The sequence below is a fragment of the Mesorhizobium sp. P2_A8 genome, from assembly GCF_056404935.1.
On sequence record NZ_JBFUDB010000007.1, the window covers coordinates 384,357 to 400,503 of the forward strand.

Here is a 16,147-nt window from a genome sequence, read left to right on the forward strand (position 1 = left end):
CCTCCTGGCGATCCGGGCCTGAAAAGCCTCCCATTGCAGCAGGCCTGGAGGATGCACGGATCCGCCACAGCGGGTCCGTGCGTTTCTCAGGCAGCGTCAAGGATTCGATGGACCATCTCCCACAACGTTGCACCGGTCGCCATCTGGCCCTCTGATAGCGCTTTCAAAAACTCACGGAATTGGAATTGGAAATGAAACTGAACAACAAGATTGCCCTGATAACAGGCGGGGCGCGCGGCATTGGCCTGGGTTTCGCGCAAGCCTATGCGCGCGAAGGCGCCAAGGTGGTGATTGCCGATATCGACATCGAGCGCGCCACGCGGGCCGCAGCCGCAATCGGTCCGGCGGCCAGCGCCATCCAGCTCGACGTCACCGACCTCGATGCGATCGACAGGGTCGTGGCGGAGGTTGACCGCGATTTTGGCGGCATCGATATCCTGGTCAACAATGCAGCCATCTTCGACATGGCGCCGATAACCGACATCACCGAAGCGAGTTATGACCGGGTGTTCGCCATCAATCTCAAGGCGCCACTGTTCATGATGAAGGCGGTGGCCAATGTGATGATCGCGCGCGGCCGCGGCGGCAAGATCATCAACATGGCGAGCCAGGCCGGGCGCCGCGGCGAGGCGCTGGTAACGCTTTACTGCGCCTCCAAGGCAGCGATCATTTCGGCCACGCAGTCTGCCGCCCTTGCGCTGGTCAAACACGGGATCAATGTCAACGCGATCGCACCCGGCGTCGTCGACGGCGAGCACTGGGATGTTGTCGACGCGCACTTCGCCCGTTGGGAAGGTCTGAAACCGGGCGAGAAGAAGGCTGCCGTGGCCAGGTCGGTGCCGATCGGCCGCTTCGCGCAGCCCGAGGATATTGCCGGGCTCGCCGTGTTCCTGGCGTCGGCCGACAGCGACTATATCCTCGCGCAGACCTACAATGTCGACGGCGGCAACTGGATGAGCTGATGCGCCCGAGCCGCGTCGTGAGGGACAAGGGAGACTGACATGAAGGCCATTCGATTTACGGCCGCAGGTGTTGCCGACATGGCGGAGCTTGAGATGCCCGCAATCAAACCGGGGCACGCTTTGGTGCGGGTCCGCGCCGCCGGACTTTGCCATACCGACATCGAGGTCCTGCATGGCCGCTACGGCCAAGGCGCGTTTCCGCTGGTCCCCGGCCACGAATATGCCGGCACCGTCGAGGCAGTTGCCAGCGATGTCACCACCGTCAAGCCCGGCGACCGGGTCGCTGTCGATCCCAACATCCCGTGCGGGCATTGCCCGGCCTGCAGGAAGGGCCTGACCAATCTGTGCGCCAGCCTGAAAGCCTATGGCGTGACCGAGAATGGCGGCTTCGCCGAGTTCAGCATGGTTGCCGTCGACCATCTGCATGGGATCGGCGATCTCGGCTTCGCCACGGCGGCACTCTCCGAGCCGCTCGCCTGTGTCCTCAATGGTCTCGGTGCCGCCGGGATCGAAGCCGGCAACAGCACGCCCGGCACCGCGCTGGTCTTCGGCGCCGGACCGATCGGCCTGCTGCTTGCCCTTTCGCTCAGGGCCAAGGGGGTCAAGAGCGTGGCGGTCGCCGACATCAGCGAACAGCGCCTCGCCTTCGCCGAAGCGGTCGGGCTGGAGCCGTTGGTGTCCGGATCGCAGGCGCTGTCGGCCATGGCGCGCGGTTTCGATTTCGTCGCCGACGCCACCGGTGTCGCCAAGGTGGTCGAAGGCATGATCGGGTTCACCGCCGATGGCGGCACAGCGCTGGTTTTCGGGGTCTGCGCGCCCGATGCCAGGATCTCTGTCGCCCCGTTCGAGATTTTCCGCCGGCAGATCAGATTGGCGGGATCGCACTCATTGAACCGCAACATCCCGCAGGCGCTCGACATTCTCAGCCAGGACGACGGCACGATGGCGCGGCTTGTCAGCCACCAGCTGCCGCTTTCCGAACTGTTGCCGTTCTTCGCCAAAGGCAGCGGCGACCCAACGACCATGAAAGTACAGTTTTCCTCGGACACGTAATTTCAGACAGTACAGCCGCGCCCATGGGCCACAGACGGTCTCCTGCGCTCGGAAAGAACATCCCACCTCCTTTCCGCGAAAAGGTGACTCAAGTAGACAGTGGCGACGGCAATACGAGCAGGGAGCCTGTGAATGGCAAAGACGATCAGGACGATGGAGGACTTCTCGGCCTTTGTCGGCTTGTCTCGCACGACGGTTTCCAAATATTTCAACGATCCCAGCTCGGTCAGGAAAAACACTCGAAACGTGATCGAGGCCGCGCAAAGGAAGTCCGGCTTCCGGCCGAGCATGTTCGCCGTCAATCTCAATCGCCGCCGCAGCAACATTCTCGGCGTCATCATACCGAACTCGACGGATCCGTTTTACATGGCGCTGACGCGTCGCATCGAAACGATCGCCAACGAAGCCGGCTTCCTGGCGTTTGTGCTGTCTTCCGACGGACGTGCCGAAATGGAAGACCAGGCGATCCAGACATTCAAGTCGATGAACATTGCCGGTGCCATCATCGCGCCGCTCGGCGTGCAGTCCCATCACCGGATCCTGGCCGAACTCGGATCGAGCATCCCGCTGATCTATGTCGACTCGCCGCTTGACGAGACCTCGTCTTTCGTCGGCACCGACAACAGGCAGAGTTTCAGGCTGATCGTCGATTATCTCTGCCGGTCCGGCGAGCCGCCATGCTATTTTGCCATGCCGCTGGTCAACAACAATGCCTCGGCCAGGCAGGACGCTTATGTCGAGGCCATGCAGCAGTTCAAGATGACGCCGAGCATCGTCCCCGTCGTCGACGTGCGATCGTGGGATTTCGAGAAATTCGGCTTTGACGAAGCGCTTCGTATCCTGAAGGGGCAAGGGTTTCCGACCAGGACCGTGCTTTGCGCCAACGATCGCGTTGCCTTCGGCGTGATCGCGGCCGCCTATCAGCTGGGCCTGAAGGTGGGCCATGGGGCGGACTGCGACATGCGGGTCGCGGGACACGATGACCATCCCTTGTCGCGCTACGCCTGCCCGCCGATCACGACCGTTGCGCAGAACTACAATGAGATCGGCCGCCTGGCCATCGAACTTCTGCTGGAGCGGCTGGATGAAAAATCCCCGGCCAAACCAGACAGTGGACGCATCCTGCTCAACGCCGAACTAATGCTGCGAAGCTCGGCCTAGCAGGCGCAGGCGGGCCGAACGCCACAGCAAAGGGCAGACGATCTCCCTTATTTGGCAGCGTGGTTGTCAGCGTGGCCGAGCTCCGTTGGAATTGCCGCTGGCGTTGGGGGAGACGATGGTTCAAGAAGGATCAACGACAAGCGGTTGTTTTCCTTCATGTCCTCCATCCGCCCGCTGATCCCGCTCCTGCTCGCCGCTGGCATCCTGCTCGGCGGCAATGGGCTGCAGAGCACGCTGATCGCGCTGCGCGGCGCGCAGGAAGGGTTTTCCGCCTCCGACATCGGCCTGATGGGCACCTTCTACTTCGCCGGCTTCCTGCTCGGCTGCCTGGCCATCACCCGCATCATGAAGGCGGTCGGTCATATCCGGGCATTTTCGGCGCTGGCGGCAATCGCCTCGGTCGGAACGCTTTTGCTGGTGCTGGTTCTCGATCCGGTGATGTGGTGCGCGGTGCGCTTTGCCGGCGGCTTCTGCTTTGCCGGGCTGTTCACGATCGTCGAAAGCTGGCTGAATTCCGGCGTCAGCAACCACGACCGGGCGCGCGTGCTGGCGATCTACCGGATGGTCGACACCGGTTCCGTGACCGGCGCCCAGTTCCTGATCCCGATCTTCGGCGCCGGTGGCTTCACCATCTTCGCCATCATGTCGATCATGATCACGCTCTCGCTGGTGCCGGTCTCGCTCGGCGACCGCTCCAACCCGACGCCGCCCGAGGACGTCAAGCTCGACCTGGCACGCGTCTGGCGGATTTCGCCGCTGGGCTGCTTCGGCTGCATGGCCGTCGGTGTCACCAACAGCGCCTTTCGCACATTGTCGCCGGTCTATGCCGAGCAGATCGGCATGTCGGTCGCCGATGTCGTCACCTTCGTCAGCGTCGGCATCTTCGGCGGCGCCATCATCCAGTATCCGCTCGGTTACCTCTCCGACCGCTGGGACCGGCGCCGGGTGCTGTTGATCACCACCTGCTGCGCGATGTTTTCAGCACTGGCGCTGGTGTTCATCGCCGGCAGCAATCCGCTACTCAACTTTGTCATCATCTTCATCTTCGGCTGTTTCGCCATGCCGCTCTATTCGCTGTCGGCGGCGCATTCCAACGACCGCGCCGACGCCGGCGAGTTCGTGCTGATCAACGCGGCTTTGATGCTGTTCTATTCCTTCGGCGCCATCGGCGGGCCGTTCGCCGCCTCCACCGCGATGCAGTATTTCGGGCCGAGCGCGCTGTTCGTGTTCAGCGCCGTCGTCTACGCGATCTTCATCGCCGTCATTCTCTACCGGATGCAGGCCCGCTCCAGCGTCCCGGCAGGCAAGCGCAGCCGCTTCACCGCCCTGTTGCGCACCTCGACGGTTTTCGCGCGGCTGGCAAGAAGAAACAATGATCCCGACGAGCCGGGATCCTCATGACGATGGCGCCAAAGCTTGACGAACGCGCTTCCGGCTGAAATCTAGGAAGACCTTACTCCTGCCAAAAGCGATTTGATGCACGTCATCACCACCCAGAAAGAACTCGAGACCGTTCTCGCCGCTTTCGAAAAGTCGGATTTCGTCACCGTCGACACCGAATTCATTCGAGAAACGACCTTTTGGCCGATCCTGTGCCTGATCCAGATGGCCGCACCCGGCGTGACGGCGCTGATCGATCCGCTGTCGCCCGACATCGACCTGAAGCCGTTCTTCAAGCTGATGGCCAATGAAGCCGTCGTCAAAGTCTTCCACGCAGCGAGGCAGGACATCGAAATCATCGTCCATCTCGGCGATCTCGTTCCGCATCCAGTGTTCGACACGCAAGTGGCGGCGATGGTCTGCGGCTTCGGCGACAGTGTTTCCTACGATCAGCTCGTGCAGCGGATCACCGGCGCGCGGCTCGACAAGTCATCGCGCTTCACCGACTGGCGCCACCGGCCGCTTTCCGACAAGCAGCTCGACTATGCGCTGGCCGATGTCACCCATTTGATCGAGGTTTATCAGCACCTCAGCGCCGAGCTGGAGCGGGAAAACCGCGCTCACTGGCTGAACGAGGAAATGGAGGTCCTGACCTCGCGCGAGACCTATGATCCGCATCCCGAGGACGCCTGGAAGCGGCTGAAGATGCGGCTACGCAAGCCGCAGGAACTGGCGATCGTGCAGGCCGTGGCGGCTTGGCGCGAGCGCGAGGCGCGCGAGCGCGACGTACCGCGCGGCCGCGTGCTCAAGGACGACGCGATCTACGAGGTGGCGCAGCAGGCGCCGCGCGACGTGGCAGCCCTTGGCAAGCTGCGGACGACGCCGAAAGGCTGGGAGCGCTCCTCGACGGCGACGGCGCTGCTTGGCGCGGTCAACGCCGCGCTGGCCTTGCCGAAGGAACAGATGCCGAAGCTGCCGAAGAATTTCCAGCCGCCCGAGGGCTCGAGCGCGGCGGCGGAACTGTTGAAAGTGCTGCTCAGGATCGTCGCCGAAAAGGAAGGCGTCGCCTCGAAAGTGCTGGCCTCCAGCGACGATATCGACCGCATCGCGGCCGAGGGCGAGGAGGCCGACGTCCCCGCCCTGCAGGGCTGGCGCCGCGCCGTGTTCGGTGAGGCAGCGCTGAAGCTGGTGCGCGGCGAGATCGGCATCAAGTTCGACAAGCGCAAGATTGCGGTCTTCGACCTTTAGCGTCGGCCTCCCCTCCTCCCCCTGTGGGAGAAGGGGGAGCTGGCGAAGCTCAAACCACTCCCAGCAGATGCAGCGCGAACCAGATCCAGGCCAGCGCCAGCACAACCGCACCGACGAAGAACGAGCGGCTGCGCAGCCGCAGATTGTTGCTGGTGAGATGAACCCAGGCGTGGAAATAGCGCGACGCGACAAAAATCCACATCAGCGCCAGGGTCAGATAGTTGACGCCGTTGGTCACGTGCAGCGTCAGGCACAGCACGTAGAACAACACCGGCAATTCGAACTGGTTGATGAGATTGCTGGCGACGGTGATGCTGGAGGCCGGTTCGGTCGAGCGCACCTTGTACTGACCGGCCTTGGCTTCACCTGACCTGACCGCGCCGTATCTGCGACGACCCAGCACGACGTAAACAATATAGATCAGCAGCACATGCGCCAGCATCGGCCAGAAGATCGTGGTCTGATTCATGAAGTGCCCCTGCCCTGTTTGGCGTCAAGCCTGGCGCCTCTGGCCCGCCAGCCAGAAAGCGGCAATGACGATCAGCGGGAGCGCGAGAAGTGCGAATTTGGTGACGATCAGCGCCGAAGCGAGAGACAGCGAATCCGGATTGGCCGACAGGAAATCGGACAGCAGGCGCGCCACCGCAATGTTCTGGGCATAGTCGGCCAGCGTGTAGGGCAGCACCAGAATCAGCGCGAAGATCGACTGCAACTGCCCCGGCAGCACGCGGAAGTTCTTCAATCGCCGGCCGGTGGACAGAATCAGGCTGACCAGTGTCACCGACAACAGCGCCGGGAACAACAAATCGAAGGTCAGATAGTGCCAGACGAGAATGATCTCGCCACCGCGCCGGCCGAGCGCCGTCAGCCAGGCCATGCCTTCGTCCGGCGTGAATCCGAGAAAGCGCATGTCGAGTGACGCCAGGCCGCCGCTCAACTGGCGGAAATAGAAGAACTCCAGCACCGTCATGGCGATGAAAACCGCCGCCGACAGGAAACAAAGCGCGCCCGCGTGGCGTGACAGCCGCAGGATCGTTGCGGTCAGGCTCCGCCCGAGCCCGTACGGATCAGGCTCCGCCGGGATAGTTCGGGCTTTCGCGGGTAATCGTGACGTCATGGGCGTGGCTTTCACGAAGTCCGGCGTTGGATATGCGTACAAAAGTGGCGCGTTCGCGGAAATCGGCAAGATCGCGACCGCCCACATAACCCATAGCGGCTTTCAGCCCGCCTGCAAGCTGGTGCAGCACACCAGACACAGGTCCTTTGTAGGGAACCTGCCCCTCGATGCCTTCCGGGACCAGTTTCAGCGTGTCGCGCACCTCGGCCTGGAAGTAGCGATCGGCGGAGCCACGCGCCATGGCGCCGACCGAACCCATGCCGCGATAGGCCTTGAAGGAGCGGCCCTGGTGCAGATAGACCTCGCCGGGGCTTTCATCGGTGCCGGCCAGCAGCGAGCCGATCATGGCTGCACTGGCGCCAGCGGCGAGCGCCTTGGCAAGATCGCCGGAATATTTGATGCCGCCATCGGCGATCACCGAGACGCCTGATTTGCTCGCCGTCTCGACCGCCGACATGATGGCCGAAAGCTGCGGCACACCGACGCCGGCAACGATGCGGGTGGTGCAGATGGAGCCCGGGCCGATGCCGACCTTGACGGCGTCCGCCCCGGCATCGATCAACGCCTGCGTGCCTTCGGCGGTAGCGACGTTCCCGGCCAGGATGCGAACCGAGTTGGAAAGCTTCTTGGCGCGCGTCACCGCGTCCAGCACGCGCTGCGAGTGGCCATGCGCGGTGTCGATCACCAGAAGGTCGACGCCGGCATCGATGAGGCGTTCTGCACGCTCGAAACCGTCATCGCCGACGCTGGTGGCGGCGGCGGCGCGCAAGCGGCCCTGCGCGTCCTTGGTGGCGTGCGGGTTGAGCTGCGACTTCTCGATGTCCTTGACGGTGATCAGCCCGACGCAATTACCCTGCTTGTCGACGACGACCAGTTTTTCGATACGGTGCTGATGCAGGAGGCGCTTGGCCTCGTCCTGGTCGACATTCTCCTTGACCGTGATCAGGTTCTCACGGGTCATCAGTTCATAGACTTTCTGCGCCGGATCGGACGCAAAGCGCACGTCGCGGTTGGTCAGGATGCCGACCAGCCGACCGATCTTCTGGCCGCCGGTGCCGCCATTCTCGACCACCGGAATGCCCGAAATCGAATAGGTGCGCATCAGCGAAAGCGCGTCGGCAAGGGTGGCGTCGGGGCCGATGGTGACGGGATTGATCACCATGCCGGATTCGAACTTCTTGACCTGCCGCACCTGCTCGGCCTGCTCGGCCGGCGAGAAATTGCGGTGGATGACGCCAATGCCGCCGGCCTGGGCCATGGCGATCGCAAGCCGCGCTTCGGTGACGGTGTCCATCGCCGCCGACAGGATCGGCACATTGAGGTCGATGTCGCCGGCGATGCGGGTGCGGACATCGGTCTCGCCAGGCATGACCTCGGAATGACCGGGCTGCAGCAGCACGTCGTCAAAGGTGAGCGCCAGCGCGCCGGTGGACGTTTCGATGATTTTTGCCATGGCCAGTCCTCGGAATACAGAAAAAGCGCTTGACCAGAATGGACAGCGCCGACTCGTCTTCTTCCCTTTCAGGATTGGCGCTGGCTCGTAACACGTCCCGCGGCCGATGAAAAGCCGATGATTTCACGCTCCCGGAAAGGTGACGTCTTCGCCGAAAGAACGCCACCTACGGTTGCCGGTCGCACAAATGTGACAGCAAATTAATGCGACATCCCAGCGAAGGCATGGTAACCGCCCGCCTCAAGGCCGACATGCACTCGGCGACGCAACATTCAAGTCTGGACGCGTTCCTTGAATCGCACCATCCCGCTCATCCTGGCGGTCGCCCTTTTCATGGAAAACATGGATTCGACCGTTATCGCCACGTCGCTGCCGGCGATTGCCGTCGACATCCACACCAGCCCGATCGCGCTCAAGCTGGCGCTGACGGCCTATCTGGTGTCGCTGGCGATCTTCATTCCGATCAGTGGCTGGATGGCCGACCGCTTCGGCGCCAAGAATGTCTTTCGCGCCGCTATCGCGGTCTTCATCGTCGGCTCGATCGCCTGTGCGCTTTCCGGTTCGCTGCCGGCCTTCGTGGTGTCGCGCTTCCTGCAGGGCATTGGCGGCGCCATGATGACGCCGGTCGGACGACTGGTGCTGGTGCGCGCGACGCCGAAAAGCGAACTCGTCGCGGCGATGTCCTGGCTGACCGTTCCGGCGCTGGTCGGACCCCTGGTCGGGCCGCCCGTCGGCGGCTTCATCACCACCTATTTCACCTGGCACTGGATCTTCCTGATCAATGTGCCGATCGGCCTGATCGGCATCTGGCTGGCGACGCGTTTCCTGCCGGAGACCGAACCGACGGCGAACCCGCCACTTGATTTCATCGGTTTCGTGCTGAGCGGGCTGGCGGCATCCGGCGTGGTGTTCGGCCTGTCGGTGGTCAGCCTGCCCTATCTGCCGCCGCTCGTCGGCATCATCACCGTGACGGTCGGTCTGCTTTCTGGCGCGCTCTATCTGCTGCATGCGCGCCGCGCCAGAAATCCGCTGCTCGCGCTCGAATTGTTCCGCAACCAGGTGTTCCGCTCTTCGGTTCTCGGCGGTTCGCTGTTCCGCATCGGCATCGGCGCCGTACCGTTCCTGTTGCCGTTGATGTTCCAGATCGGCTTCGGACTGACGCCCTTTCAGTCCGGCATGATCACCTTCGTCTCGGCGATCGGTGCCATCGGCATGAAATTCGTCACCGCGCTGGTCTTCCGCGTCGCCGGCTTCCGCCGCGTGCTGGTCGTCGGCTCGCTGGTCGCTGCGGCTTCGATCGCCATCAATGGCCTGTTCACACCCGAGACACCCTATCTGCTGATGCTGGCCATGCTGCTCGTCGGCGGCTTCATCCGTTCGATGTTCTTCACCGGCGTCAATGCACTTGCCTACGCGGAGGTTTCGGCTGAGGACACCAGCAAGGCGACGCCGATTGCCGCTGTCTCCCAGCAGCTTTCGATCGCGCTTGGCGTGGCGGTGGCAGGCGGTATCCTGGAAGTGTCGACGACCCTCAATGACAGGTCGCTGACGCTGGCGGATTTTCACACCGCGTTTTTCGTCGTGGCCGCGATTTCCGCCGCCGCGTCGCTATCGTTCATACGGCTGGCGCCCGATGCCGGCAACGCCGTCTCAGGCCATGGCCGGCTGACCACACCCAAGACGCTGGAAACGGCCAGCCCGCCTGGCAATTGAACCGGCTGGCCTAGGCTTAGGGCTCGCCTTGCCCTTCGCTATCTCTACCAGCGCTCGAGGCCTTAGGAACGTCCACTGGGCGTTCCGATCCGCCTGACGGTGGACCGGCCTCTCGTCCTTTGAAGTCCTTCGCCAGCAGATAAAGCTCGACCGATTCATCACGCGACGCCGGCGGCTTGACGTGATGGACCGAGCGGAAGTTGCGCTTGAGCATGGAGAGCAGTTCGTTTTCGGCGCCGCCCTGGAAGGTCTTGGCGAGGAAATGCCCGCCCGGCTTCAGGACCGACAGCGCGAAATCGGCCGCCACCTCGCACAGATGCATGGTGCGGATATGGTCGGTTCGCTTGTGGCCGGTGGTGGGTGCCGCCATGTCGGACAGCACCACATCCGGATCGCCACCCAGCGCCTCGGCCAGCTTTTGCGGCGCCAGCGGATCGAGGAAATCCATCAACAGCACCGGCGCGCCGGGCACCGCATCCATTTCCAGATAATCGATGCCGACGACATGCGGCTTGTCGGCCGTCGATTTCGTGCGCGCGGCCGCGACCTGGCACCAGCCGCCGGGGGCAGCGCCGAGGTCGATCACCTTCATACCGGGTTTCAGGAGATGGTGCTTGTCATCGATCTCGATCAGCTTGTAGGCCGCGCGCGAGCGATAGCCATCCGCCTTGGAGCGCTGGACATAGGGATCGTTGATGTGGCGCTGCAGCCAGCGGCGCGACGATTCCTTCAGGCCGCTCTTCTTCTTGATCCGCGTCTTCAGCACGCGAATGCTGGCAGAACCTGGTTTTTCCGGTTTCTTGGTCATTGCTTATTTCTTCGGTTCGGGCTCATGCCCTGCTGCGCCCATCGTTGCGCCAGACGCCGTCATCGGCCATCAGCTCGCTCAATATGCCCTCGCGCAGGCCACGGTCGGCGACGCGCAGTCGCTCCGACGGCCACACCGCACGGATCGCTTCCAGTATGGCGCAACCCGCCAGCACCAGGTCGGCGCGATCGGCACCGATGCAAGGATTGGCGCAGCGCTGCTGGAAATCCCAGCCGACCAGTTTTTCGACCATGCGGTCGACGCTGTGGCGGTCCATCCACAGCCCGTCGACACGCCGGCGATCATAGCGTTCGAGGTCGAGGTGGACGCCGGCCAGCGTCGTCACCGTGCCCGACGTGCCGAGCAGATGGAAATTCGGGCTGGCCTTGAGATGGCTCAGCCGATCACGGCCATCAAAGCTGGCCAAACGGCCGGCGACGTCGTCGACCATGGCGGCAAAGATTTCGCGTGTCACCGTACGGCCGCCGAAACGCTCAGCCAGCGAGACGACGCCGACCGGCAGCGATGTCCACGAGACGATATGGTTGGCGAGACGCGGCGAACGGCGGCCGGCGAGGTCGATCAGCGCGATTTCGGACGAGCCGCCGCCGATATCGAACAGCACGACGCCCTGCGTGTCGCGCTCGACCAGCGAGCCGCAGCCGGAAACCGCCAGTCGTGCCTCGGTCTGGCGGTCGATGATCTCGAGCTTCAGGCCGGCCTCGCGCTCGACCCGATCGAGGAATTCGACGCCGTTTTCGGCCGAACGGCAGGCTTCGGTGGCGATCAACCGGGCCTTCCGAATCTTGCGGTTGCGCAATTTGTCGCCGCAGATCTTCAGCGCCTCGACCGCGCGGTCCATCGCCGGCTGGCCAAGCCGGCCATTGGCGGTCAGCCCCTCGCCCAGCCTGACGATGCGCGAAAAGGCATCGATGACGCGGAACTGGCCATGCCGCGTCGGCACGGCAACCAGCAACCGGCAATTGTTGGTGCCGAGGTCGAGTGCCGCAAATACGGGAAGCTCCTGCAGCGGCGGCCGACGGGTCCCCTGTTCGTGCCGTGCCGGCGCAGCGGCGGGCAGGACAACCAAATCGGGCAGTTTGGTCGCTTCCGCCGCCGCAGGGGCGTTGCCGGGCACAGGCGATCGATTCTCTGTGCGATGCGCTTCATCGCGCGCAAAGACCTTGCGCCCGCGCCTTCGCTTGCGCCGCTTCTTCGGCTTGCCCTTCTGGGGATGGGTTGCGTCGCCCGCCTGCCCGTCGGCGGAGCGGGACTCCGTCGGGCGGCGTTGCCGCCACGAGCCAGCTGGCCCTGGGGAAGCGTTGGACGCACCTACCTCCGGCGCCCCGGCGCCGGTGTCGCGGTCTTCCACTGTCGTTCCTTCCGGCGCCGCGCGAACCGATGACGGACGCAGCAGGCGCTTTGGCGTGTTTTAAGTTGCCGCCAGACTAACAGTGCTGCGCCCGATCACCAAGAGCCGCCGGTCGAATTTTGCCGCCTGGGCGTGCGAACCGTCGTTGCGGCCGCGCGACGCAATGTACCCGTAAGCCTGGATTGGTAGGCGCAACGCCGAATGGCGCCCCCTCCAGCCGCCCTCGACGCAGACAAATCTACCGGCTGCCGCCACGTAAAGCGTTCGCGGTTGAATAGCCGGCTTCAATGAGGCATTTCTGAAATGAGCGGAAGAATCCGGCGCAACCGGCCTCTCGACAGAAAAGGAAGCGGATCCGCAACGCATGGCAGTCAGGCAATGAACTGGAGACGCTATTTCTGGCCGGTCGTCGGCATCTCGGCGGTGATTTTCTCGCTGCTGCTGCTCTGGCACGAACTGCGCGGCATCTCGCTCGACGATGTCTGGGACGGCATTACCGCGATTCCAGCCCGCGGCTGGATCCTTGCCGCGCTGAGTTCGGTCATCGCCTATGCCTCGCTCGCCGGCTACGACCACATCGCGCTCTTGCATATCGGCAAGAAGGTGTCGTGGCTGTTCGTCACTTTGTGCTCCTTCACCACCTATGCGCTGTCGCACAACATTGGCGGCTCGGTGTTCTCGGGCGCCGTCATCCGCTACCGCGCCTACGGCACCAGGGGCCTGACCGGCCAGGATGTCGGCATCCTGGTGGCGATCTGCTGGATCACCTTCGTCCTGTCGACGATCCTCGCCTCCGGCCTTGTGCTGGTGTTCGAGCCTGAGATTCTCGACCGGTTTTCCGGCATTGCCCATCATGGCCTGTCGGAGGCCGCGGGGATCGTGATGCTGCTGCTCGTCGCCGCCTACATCTTCGGCAGCTGGCTGCATCTGCGCCCGCTGAAGATCGCCAGCTTCCAGTTGCACTATCCGGCGCTGCCGATCGTCGCGCGGCAATTGCTGATCGGCCCGATCGAGCTGCTGGCCGCTACCGCGATTATCTCCTTCGCCCTGCCCGTGGCCCACAATCCCGGCTATTTCGTCGTGCTGGGCATCTTCCTCGTCTCGTTCTCGATCGCGCAGATATCGCACGCGCCAGGCGGCCTCGGCGTGTTCGAAGTCGTGTTCCTGGCCGGGCTATCCGACATGGATCCGGTCGGCGTGCTGGCGGCGCTGCTGGTGTTCCGGCTGTTCTATTTGATCATCCCTCTGTTCCTCGGCCTGGGTATCGTGCTGTTCTTCGAACGCTCGCAGTTCAGCCGGACCGAGAGCTGAGGCGTCGCCACCGGGCTTCTTCCCGTTCGCGGGGAGAAGGTGCCGGCAGGCGCATGAGGGGCAGCACAAACTTCTGCGATTGCCCCAATTGAACTGCCGAGCAGGCTTGACTATTTTCCGGTGGCGGCTACAAGGCAGCGCTCAAGCGGCTCAGCCGCTCGGCCCGCACGGTTCATGACCGCGCCTGCTGGGGAATAGGTTAACGGTAGACCCACGGACTCTGACTCCGTTAGTCCTGGTTCGAATCCAGGTTCCCCAGCCACTGATTTGCCAAGTAAAATCAATTGCTTAGTTGTTGGCTCTTGCTGCGGTTTGTGTTGCATGGCGATTGCAACTTGCTTCCCGCTAACACCTTGTTTTCCCAAGCATTACAAAATGCTCCCGCGTACTCCGTGCAACACGACTGCAACACGAGAAAGCGGATTTGTTCTCTTGATGTTCGGCCATCTTCCGCAAAGGGAACCTAGCCTTGCAGTGCCAATGAAAAAGCCCGCCACCGTTGAGGCAGCGGGCCACATCGTGCAAATTTGCCCGATGTCAGCGGCGGAAATCGAACAGCGGGAACGCCGGCCCAATGATCGTCAAAGACGGTTCGGGACGGCGCAGCCCACGGATCATTTCCCTCGCTTGATCGTGGCCCTCTCCGGTGAAGCCTAGACCGCTGTTCCAGCCGCCGCTTTCATTGTCGGTAGCGGTCCAGCCTTCGACGCCTACTCCGGTCTGTCCGGTGGCGTTGCCCCATCCCAAAAACGGCTCTGCCTCGCCCTGGTCGTCGTGCGGCTCGTCCAAGATGTCGCCGCCGTGCTCGTTCTCTTCCTCGACGTCTTCGCACCAATGCCCGCCCTTTGACCAATTGGCGGTAGCGGAAACGTCGTGCTCGTCGCCGCTTTCCTCATAGTCGCACTCGTCGCCTTCGCGGTCGTCGGTGCCGCCACCATAGCCCGCCGACCAGCCCAGAGACGGTTCGTCGTCGGCCGTGTCTTCAAGATCCGGGTCCGGCGACATGGCGTCGAGCTTGTCGATCAGCCTTTCGATCGAATCCGCGATAGAGCGCCGGCTTTGACAGTCGACGAGGAGTGGCGGCGGCAATTCTTCCGGCTGGGAATAATTCGCCGCGACATAGGCCTCGGCCTTCTTGGTGAGATCGAGGTCATCCATGGCGATCGGCCTCCGCATTGTCGATTATGCGGGCGCCAGCGCCGTGCAGGGCGTTGGAGAGGCGAAGCAGCCTCAATGCTAGGTGCAGGCGCCCAAGACGCGTGCGTAGGGCTGCTGCGGCAAGCAGCATGGCTATGGCGAGGTAGGTCATGACCTCACCACCATGACATATTCGACATCATGGCTGATCTGGACGCGGTACTGACCGCCGTGAATGATCGCCAGGGCAGCGGCGATCGAGGCGGTGTCTCGCTCGATCTGGAGTGCCGCAGCGGCCATCTGCACGGCGACATCACCCAAGATGACGCGGCCTGAAAATCTTCCGACGATTGGCATTACCTCGGCAGCGGGCATAGCTTCGCCGGTTGCCGGAAACGTGAGTTTCGGCATTGTAGTTGCTCCTTGAGCATGTCTAGTAACAGGGTTACTATAGCTTCAGGATCTGATTCACATCAAGCTAAAAAGTAACAGGGTTACTAATGAACGCTGCGCAGTGCAAAATGGCGAGGGCGGCAATTGGCCTCGGCGTGCGAGAATTGGCGGTGAAAGCCGACGTGTCACCCAACACGATTGCTCGTCTTGAGCGCGGCGAAGCAATGCGAGAAAGCACGGTTGACGCCATCCGCGCTGCTCTCGAATCTGCTGGCGTCGAGTTCATCGCCGAGAACGGTGGCGGCGCTGGGGTGCGGTTGAAGAAGACATAACCGCTTGTGCGAGTGCTGCAACCTCACGCCAGCGTCAGATATGATCACGTGTTCGTGTTTTGGAGTAACGTTCCGGCTTGCATTTGCGAACCCCGTAAGGGGTAATCATGCCCTACCAAATGGGAGTGAAGTAGATGCAATCGATCAAACTCTTTGCCATTATCGGCCTCCTCGGTCTTTCCGCCTCGCAAGCACTTGCCGAAGACACGATGGGCAAAATGTCAATGATGAAGGGCGGAGAAGTGACGGCAATCATGCCCGATGGGCACATGGGAACGATGATGCCGGATGCAAAGATGGGCGCCGAGATGATGAAAATGGCCAAGCCAATCAAGCACTGCATTATGATGATGACCGACGCCAAGGGCAAAGCTTACATGATCGACACTTCGACAAAAAAGGCTCAGGCCGAATGTGAAAAAATGGCGATGTAAAAATCTGCGCCATAAACAGCCAAGCCCGCCGGCACGCTCGTCGGCGGGATTTTTATTTCTTCACCTTCGGGGTGATCTCCTCGACCCTAACCTTGTCGCCGATCTGTTTCGCCGTGGCGAAGGCAGCCTGCTTGTCCTTCGTGACAAACACCGTGCGCCAGTGCGGCGCCTCAAACACGCTCACGATGTAGGGTTGTGGGCTCGTTGGTCATAAGAAATCAGCGGTGATTCATAAGGTCGGGAGCGTAGCAGAGCCCCGGTCAGGCGATTCAG

General features: G+C 62.6%; 17 protein-coding genes and 1 tRNA gene. 10 read left to right on the plus strand and 8 right to left on the minus strand.

Going from position 1 to position 16,147, the window contains the following annotated elements; translation table 11 throughout:
- The first annotated feature begins 191 nt into the window (after positions 1 to 191).
- From AC1D10_RS22420 to rnd, 5 genes are all read left to right on the plus strand, one after another.
- Entirely contained in the window at positions 192 to 962 is a 771-nt protein-coding gene (locus AC1D10_RS22420) for an L-iditol 2-dehydrogenase (protein WP_477275663.1), read from the plus strand.
- A 39-nt stretch (positions 963 to 1,001) separates the two neighbouring features.
- Positions 1,002 to 2,015: a zinc-dependent alcohol dehydrogenase family protein gene (locus AC1D10_RS22425; RefSeq protein ID WP_477275665.1), complete on the plus strand. Its 1,014-nt coding sequence runs from the start codon at positions 1,002 to 1,004 to the stop codon at positions 2,013 to 2,015.
- 153 nt (positions 2,016 to 2,168) lie between these two features.
- Positions 2,169 to 3,176 carry a LacI family DNA-binding transcriptional regulator gene (locus AC1D10_RS22430; RefSeq protein WP_477275845.1) on the plus strand — a complete coding sequence of 336 codons (1,008 nt, stop codon included), beginning with the start codon at positions 2,169 to 2,171 and terminating at the stop codon, positions 3,174 to 3,176.
- Between the two features lie 156 nt (positions 3,177 to 3,332).
- Positions 3,333 to 4,577, plus strand: a complete 1,245-nt coding sequence (locus AC1D10_RS22435) for an MFS transporter (protein WP_477275667.1) — start codon at positions 3,333 to 3,335, stop codon at positions 4,575 to 4,577.
- A gap of 75 nt (positions 4,578 to 4,652) precedes the next feature.
- A complete protein-coding gene (rnd, locus tag AC1D10_RS22440) occupies positions 4,653 to 5,804 on the plus strand; it encodes a ribonuclease D (protein ID WP_477275669.1) in 1,152 nt (383 codons plus the stop codon).
- Between the two features lie 49 nt (positions 5,805 to 5,853).
- Here rnd and AC1D10_RS22445 read toward each other — a convergent pair whose 3' ends face one another.
- Genes AC1D10_RS22445 through guaB form a run of 3 tightly spaced genes read right to left on the minus strand, consistent with a single transcriptional unit; the run spans position 5,854 to position 8,374 of the window.
- A complete protein-coding gene (locus AC1D10_RS22445) occupies positions 5,854 to 6,273 on the minus strand; it encodes an MAPEG family protein (protein WP_477275671.1) in 420 nt (139 codons plus the stop codon).
- Between the two features lie 24 nt (positions 6,274 to 6,297).
- Positions 6,298 to 6,921, minus strand: coding sequence for a hypothetical protein (locus tag AC1D10_RS22450; RefSeq protein WP_477275673.1), 624 nt, complete (start codon positions 6,919 to 6,921; stop codon positions 6,298 to 6,300).
- Positions 6,872 to 8,374, minus strand: coding sequence for an IMP dehydrogenase (gene guaB, locus AC1D10_RS22455; protein WP_477275674.1), 1,503 nt, complete (start codon positions 8,372 to 8,374; stop codon positions 6,872 to 6,874). The genes AC1D10_RS22450 and guaB overlap by 50 nt, the downstream gene beginning before the upstream one ends.
- Positions 8,375 to 8,665: 291 nt before the next feature.
- Between guaB and AC1D10_RS22460 the strand changes: the two genes are divergently transcribed.
- Positions 8,666 to 10,087 (plus strand): MFS transporter, encoded by a 1,422-nt coding sequence (locus AC1D10_RS22460; RefSeq protein ID WP_477275676.1) that lies wholly within the window; start codon positions 8,666 to 8,668, stop codon positions 10,085 to 10,087.
- 16 nt (positions 10,088 to 10,103) lie between these two features.
- Here AC1D10_RS22460 and AC1D10_RS22465 read toward each other — a convergent pair whose 3' ends face one another.
- Together AC1D10_RS22465 and AC1D10_RS22470 are read right to left on the minus strand one after the other, a co-directional pair.
- Positions 10,104 to 10,895, minus strand: coding sequence for an RlmE family RNA methyltransferase (locus tag AC1D10_RS22465; RefSeq protein ID WP_477275677.1), 792 nt, complete (start codon positions 10,893 to 10,895; stop codon positions 10,104 to 10,106).
- A gap of 22 nt (positions 10,896 to 10,917) precedes the next feature.
- Positions 10,918 to 12,267: a Ppx/GppA phosphatase family protein gene (locus AC1D10_RS22470; RefSeq protein ID WP_477275679.1), complete on the minus strand. Its 1,350-nt coding sequence runs from the start codon at positions 12,265 to 12,267 to the stop codon at positions 10,918 to 10,920.
- 378 nt (positions 12,268 to 12,645) lie between these two features.
- Between AC1D10_RS22470 and AC1D10_RS22475 the strand changes: the two genes are divergently transcribed.
- Both AC1D10_RS22475 and AC1D10_RS22480 read left to right on the plus strand, forming a co-directional pair.
- The gene (locus tag AC1D10_RS22475) at positions 12,646 to 13,578 is read left to right on the plus strand and encodes a lysylphosphatidylglycerol synthase domain-containing protein (RefSeq protein ID WP_477275681.1); all 933 of its coding nucleotides are present in this window, start codon (positions 12,646 to 12,648) and stop codon (positions 13,576 to 13,578) included.
- 188 nt (positions 13,579 to 13,766) lie between these two features.
- Positions 13,767 to 13,840 (plus strand) — tRNA-Gln (locus AC1D10_RS22480).
- A 275-nt stretch (positions 13,841 to 14,115) separates the two neighbouring features.
- On the opposite strand, the gene AC1D10_RS22485 is transcribed toward AC1D10_RS22480, so the two are convergent.
- The gene (locus AC1D10_RS22485) at positions 14,116 to 14,736 is read right to left on the minus strand and encodes a hypothetical protein (protein WP_477275683.1); all 621 of its coding nucleotides are present in this window, start codon (positions 14,734 to 14,736) and stop codon (positions 14,116 to 14,118) included.
- Between the two features lie 147 nt (positions 14,737 to 14,883).
- Positions 14,884 to 15,126 carry a hypothetical protein gene (locus AC1D10_RS22490; RefSeq protein WP_477275685.1) on the minus strand — a complete coding sequence of 81 codons (243 nt, stop codon included), beginning with the start codon at positions 15,124 to 15,126 and terminating at the stop codon, positions 14,884 to 14,886.
- A gap of 110 nt (positions 15,127 to 15,236) precedes the next feature.
- On the opposite strand from AC1D10_RS22490, the gene AC1D10_RS22495 reads away from it, so the two are divergent.
- On the plus strand, positions 15,237 to 15,440 hold the full coding sequence (locus AC1D10_RS22495) for a helix-turn-helix domain-containing protein (protein ID WP_477275687.1): 204 nt from the start codon (positions 15,237 to 15,239) through the stop codon (positions 15,438 to 15,440).
- 134 nt (positions 15,441 to 15,574) lie between these two features.
- On the plus strand, positions 15,575 to 15,874 hold the full coding sequence (locus tag AC1D10_RS22500; protein ID WP_477275689.1) for a hypothetical protein: 300 nt from the start codon (positions 15,575 to 15,577) through the stop codon (positions 15,872 to 15,874).
- 52 nt (positions 15,875 to 15,926) lie between these two features.
- Here AC1D10_RS22500 and AC1D10_RS22505 read toward each other — a convergent pair whose 3' ends face one another.
- A complete protein-coding gene (locus AC1D10_RS22505; protein ID WP_477275691.1) occupies positions 15,927 to 16,058 on the minus strand; it encodes a hypothetical protein in 132 nt (43 codons plus the stop codon).
- Between the last annotated feature and the right edge of the window lie 89 nt (positions 16,059 to 16,147).